3 protein-coding genes and 1 pseudogene are annotated in these 5,247 nt (G+C 75.6%); 1 reads left to right on the top strand and 3 read right to left on the bottom strand.

Annotated features, from left to right (window positions below; all coding sequences use genetic code 11):
- Positions 1-603, top strand: a 603-nt coding sequence (locus tag PYV61_RS20530; protein ID WP_275835122.1) for a hypothetical protein, incomplete at its 5' end; no start/stop codon positions are given.
- A 165-nt stretch (positions 604-768) separates the two neighbouring features.
- On the opposite strand, the gene recG is transcribed toward PYV61_RS20530, so the two are convergent.
- The 3 genes and pseudogenes from recG to PYV61_RS20515 form a co-directional block, all read right to left on the bottom strand.
- Positions 769-2,865, bottom strand: a complete 2,097-nt coding sequence (recG, locus tag PYV61_RS20525) for an ATP-dependent DNA helicase RecG (protein WP_275835120.1) — start codon at positions 2,863-2,865, stop codon at positions 769-771.
- Positions 2,866-2,926: 61 nt separating this feature from the next.
- Positions 2,927-3,856 carry a signal recognition particle-docking protein FtsY gene (ftsY, locus tag PYV61_RS20520; RefSeq protein ID WP_275835118.1) on the bottom strand — a complete coding sequence of 310 codons (930 nt, stop codon included), beginning with the start codon at positions 3,854-3,856 and terminating at the stop codon, positions 2,927-2,929.
- A gap of 24 nt (positions 3,857-3,880) precedes the next feature.
- A pseudogene (locus PYV61_RS20515) lies at positions 3,881-5,247 on the bottom strand (hypothetical protein); the annotation flags it as partial.

Genomic DNA, 5,247 nt, shown 5'->3' with positions numbered 1-5,247 from the left:
GCCGCCCGCCGCGCCGCCGACGGGCGCCCGCGCGACGTCGACGTGGTGCAGGCCGGCGACGCGATCTTCTGCACCGTCGGCGGCCTCGGGATCGTGTCGCGCGCGGCCTTCCTCGCCAACGCGCTGCGCGCCCGGCCGGGCGTCGTCCGCTCGGCCGCCCGCGCCGCCGGCCCGTCGATCTACCGGCTGACGGCGGCCGCGGCGCTCCTGTCGCACGGCGGCGAGACGCGCACGCTCACCCTCAGCTGGCTCACCCCCGCCGGCGTGCGGCGCGACGAGACGCTGGCCGTGCACGGCCTCTTCGTCACCAACCAGCGATGGTGCGGCGGCGGGCTCGCCATCCCCGGCGGCGCGGTCGACGACGACGGCGTGATGGAGCTGTGCCTCGTCCCCGCCACCACGCGTCCGCGCCTCCTCGACGCCTTCACCCGTCTCTCGCTCGGCCTCGCCGTCCCGCCGTCCGTCCTGCGCATCGTCCCCGCGCGCGAGGCGCATCTCGTCGTCTCAGATCCGGATGGGCTGCTGGGGGACGGGGAGGAGCTGGCGAGCGGGCGGGTGTTCTCGTTGCGCGTCAGACAGCGCGCGCTGCGAGTGGTCGTCTGAGACGGCGAGCACGGATACGACGAACTCGGGAAGAGCGAACTCGGAAGCTGCGAACTCGGGAAAAACGAACTCTGGACGGGCGACTTCGAGTTCTCCGAGTTCGCACTATCCGAGTTCGCAGTACCCGAGTTCGCGGTACCCGAGCTCGCAGTACCCGAGTTCGCCCTACCCGACCCTGAACAGCTCGATCGACCTCGCGTACCGCGTCCCCAGCACCTGCCGGATCCCCTGCGACTCCGGCTTCATCAGCTCCGGGTCTCGGTCGAGCAGCCGCTCGGCGCCCTCGCGCGCGGCCAGGTTCAGCTCCTCGTCGCGCAGCGGGTCGGCGATGCGGAAGGTCGGCTCGCCGCTCTGGCGCTCGCCGAACAGGTCGCCCATGCCGCGCAGGCGCAGGTCGGCGCGCGCGATCTCGAAGCCGTCCTCGGTGTCGACGAAGATCTGCAGCCGCTCGGCGGCCTCCTGCCCGACGTCGCCGAGGAGGACGCAGTAGGACTGCTCGCCGCCGCGCCCGACGCGGCCGCGGAGCTGGTGCAGCTGCGACAGGCCGAAGCGCTCGGGGTGCTCGATCAGCATCATCGTCGCGTTGGCCACGTCGATGCCGACCTCGATGACCGTGGTCGCGACGAGGACGTCCAGCTCCCCGTCGCGGAAGGCGCGCATGACCGCGTCCTTCTGCTCCGCCGGCAGGCGCCCGTGCAGGAGGCCGAGCCGGCGGTGCGCCAGCGGCCCCGCCGCCAGCTCCTCGAAGGCGACGGTGGCCGCCTTGAGGTCAGTCTTCTCCGACTCGTCGATCAGCGGGTAGACGACGTACGCCTGCCGCCCCTTCTCGATCTCGCGGTCGAGGAACTGCAGCACGCGCTCGCGCGCGCTCTCGGGGCGCAGCGCGCTGGTGATCGGGCGGCGCCCCGGCGGCTTCTCGTCGAGGATGCTGACGTCGAGGTCCCCGTACAGCGTCAGCGCGAGCGAGCGCGGGATCGGCGTGGCGCTCATCAGCAGCACGTCGGGGGCCTCGCCCTTGGCGCCGAGCGCCTTGCGCTGCTCGACGCCGAAGCGGTGCTGCTCGTCGATGGCGACGAAGCCGAGCCGCGCGAACCCGGTCGCCGCCTGCACCAGCGCGTGCGTGCCGACGGCCAGCGCCGGGGCCGGGCGGCCGATGACCTCCGCCGCCTCGCGCCGCTCGCGCGCGCCGAGGCGCCCAGTGATGAGCACCGGCCGGATGCCGAGCGGCTCCAGCAGGCGCGAGAAGGTGCGGTGGTGCTGCTCGGCGAGCAGCTCGGTCGGCGCCATCACCGCCGCCTGCCACCCGTTCTCCATCGCCAGCAGCGACGCGAACAGCGCGACCACCGTCTTGCCGCTCCCGACGTCGCCCTGCAGCAGGCGGTGCATGCGGCGCCCGCCCGTCATGTCGGCGACGATGTCGCGCAGCGCGCGCGTCTGCGCGCCGGTCAGCTCGAACGGCAGCGCGCCCTTGAGCGCCGACGTCAGCTCGCGCCGGTTGACGAAGGCGATCCCGTGGCGGTCGTCGCGCGCCAGCGCGTTGGCGCGCCGGTGCAGGATGTGGACGCACAGCAGCTCCTCGAACGCCAGCCGCGAGCGCCCCTCCAGCGCCTCCGCGATGCTCGTCGGGCGGTGCACCATGCGCAGCGCCTCGGGGAGCGGCGGCACGCCGGCGAGCGCCAGCAGGTCGGGGGGGAGCAGCTCGCGCACCTGCGGCAGCAGCGCGTCGAGGTGCGACTCGACGAGCGCGCGGATCTGCTTGAACGACAGCCCCTCGGTCGCCGGGTAGACCGAGAGCACGCGCCCGCCGCCGGTCCCCTCCTCCTCCGCGCCCAGGTTGACGAACTCGCGCGGGTGCAGCTGGCGGCCGTGGAAGAAGCGCACGGTGCCGGTGAGCAGCAGCACGTCGCCCTTGGCGATCGTGCGGTCGAGGAACGGCTGCCCCGGCCACGACACCTCGAGCATCCCGGTGGCGTCCTTGACCACCGCCTGGAAGATGCGCAGCCCCTTCCGCGTCGGGATCACACCCTTCGACACGACGCGCCCGACCACCGTGCCGTCCATCCCCGCCTCGAGGTCAGCGATGCGCGAGACCGTGCTCGCGTCCTCGTAGCGGTGCGGGACGTGGTAGAGCAGGTCGCGGGCGAAGATCACGCCGAGCTTCGCCAGCGCGAGCGCGCGCGCCGGGCCGACCCCCTTCAGGTAGGTGACGGGGGTGTCGAGCGTGAGGCGGGGCTGCGTCGCGGCGCGTCGGGTGTCCGCCATATGCGAGGCCGCGGGCCGCGGGCTGCGGATTCCAAACCCGCAGCCCGCGGCCCGCCGCGCCCTATTCGGTGAGCTCCCGCGCGAACGCCGCCGGGTCGAACGGCGCCAGGTCCTCCGCCGCCTCGCCGACGCCGATGAACTTCACCGGCAGGTCGAGCGCCTCGTGCACCGCGACCACGACGCCGCCCTTCGCCGTCGAGTCGAGCTTCGTGACCACGAGCCCCGTCACCGGCACCGCCTCGGAGAACTGCTTCGCCTGCTGCACCGCGTTCTGCCCGATCGTGCCGTCGAGGACCAGCAGGATCTCGTGCGGCGCGCCGGGCATCCGCTTCTGCACGACGCGGTGGACCTTCTTCATCTCCTCCATCAGCCCCCCGCTCGTGTGCAGGCGGCCGGCCGTGTCGACGATGACCACGTCGGCGCCGCGCGTCGCGCCGGCGTCGATCGCGTCGAAGGCGACGGCCGCCGGGTCGGTGCCGGGCTTGGCGCCCACGAAGTCCGCCCCCGCGCGGTCCGCCCACACCTTCAGCTGGTCGATCGCGCCGGCGCGGAAGGTGTCGCCCGCGCCGACCAGCACGCGCTTCCCCTGCCTGCGCAGCCGCGTCGCGAGCTTGCCGATGAAGGTCGTCTTCCCCGCCCCGTTCACGCCGACGACGACGATCACGGTCGGCCCCTGGTCGGCCATGCGCAGCGCCGGGTCGCTGTTCCCCTCGCGCAGCTCGGCCTCCACGAGGCGGCGCAGCGCGTCCTGGAACTCGGCCTCGGTGCGGATCAGCCCCTTCTGCGCGTAGCCGCCGATCTGGTCGACGAGCTGCAGCGTGGTCGGGACGCCGAAGTCGGCGGCGAGCAGGATCTCCTCCAGCTCCTCGAGCGAGCCGTCCTTGACGCCGCCGCGCAGGATGACGCCGACGTCGGTGGTCGCGACGTCCTTGATGCGCTGCCAGAGCGACTTGCGGGGCGCGTCGCCCTCTTTGCGGAACAGCCGGGACATGGTGAAGCCGAAGGTCGGAGGTCGTCAGCGCAGGCCGAGGCGGCGCCGCGCCATCCACTCGCCGCAGAGCAGCAGGAGCGGGAGCACGTACGCCCACCACGCGTCGCGGAGGCGCGGGGCGCGGTCGGCGGTCGCGCCGTCGCCCACCGGGCCGCCGCGCAGCGCCGGGCGCCGGGGAAGCAGCTCGCGGGAGGCGCTGACGGCCAGCACCGCCTCGCCCCCCGGGCCACGCACGTCGTACACCCCGGGCGCGACGCCGGGAGTGGTCGCCGTCCGCTGCCCCGCCGCGAAGCGCGCGACCACCGAGTCGGTCGCCGCCGCGTGGTCGCCGCGGCGGGCGAGCACGACCGCGGCCACCGAGTCGGCGCCGCCGCGGCGCCACACCAGCGGCTCGCCGGCGCGCACGACGTTGGCCTCGGCGACCGCCGCGCGCAGCTCGCCGCGCCCGGCGGCGAGCCAGTCCAATATACCCCCCCACAGCCCGCCGTAGGCCGCGGCCGCCGCCCCGCCTCGGAATTGCCACCGCCAGAGTCCGCCCACGCCGACGACCACGACGCGGCGCCCGCCTTCCACGCCGGTCACAGCCGGCCGGGTCGGCCCCTCCCGCCCGAGGCGCGCCTGCAGCCCCGTCCACTCGCCCGGCGGCGCCCCGGCGCCCAGCTCGAGCGGGGGGAGCGAGTCCCACGCGACCGCCGACAGCGCGGCCGCCAGCGGCGAGGCGGGCGCGGCCGACGCGTACCACTCGCCCCCCTCCTCGTCGCCGCTCGGGCGCGGCGGGGCGAACAGCGCCAGCGCGCCGCGCCCGAGCGCGCGCGGCGCCCCGAAGACGGTCGTGTCGCCGTGCAGGATCAGCAGCCCCGCCTCCTGCGCCGCGGCGCGCACGGCGGCCTCCGGGACGACGGCCATCGACTCCTCGCGCCGCCACTGGCCGGGCGCGACGCGGTAGAAGCCGCGCACCGGGAGCCCGAGCGCGCCGCGCGCCACGCCGAGCGCCGCGCGCGCGTCGAAGTCGGGTGCGGCGCTCACGAACACCACCGCCGGCACGTCGCTCACCTCCAGCGCGGCCGACGCCGTGTCGTTGCGCGCCTCGCGGTCGCCGCCGCTCGCGACGACGGCGCGCGCCACCACCGTCCCCGCGCTCCCCGCCAGCGTCGCGCGCAGCCGCACGAGCTGCTCGGCGTACGGCGCCAGCGCCGGCAGCGGCGCCTCGGCGACCTGGCGCGCGTCCAGCAGCAGGCGCACGGTGCCCACGTCGGCGCCGCGCGCGACGGCGGCGAGACGCACCTCGACGTCCACCGTGTCGCCCGCGCTCCCGCCGGCGGGGAGCTGCAGCCCGACCACCGCCGCGTCGGCGCCACGCGCGGGCGCGACCACCAGCGCGCGCGAGCCGC

It is taken from the genome of Roseisolibacter sp. H3M3-2 (assembly GCF_029211165.1).
In the GTDB taxonomy this organism is placed as follows: domain Bacteria; phylum Gemmatimonadota; class Gemmatimonadetes; order Gemmatimonadales; family Gemmatimonadaceae; genus Roseisolibacter.
Note: the sequence above shows the minus strand (reverse complement) of the source record. Positions and strands in the feature narration are given on the sequence as shown.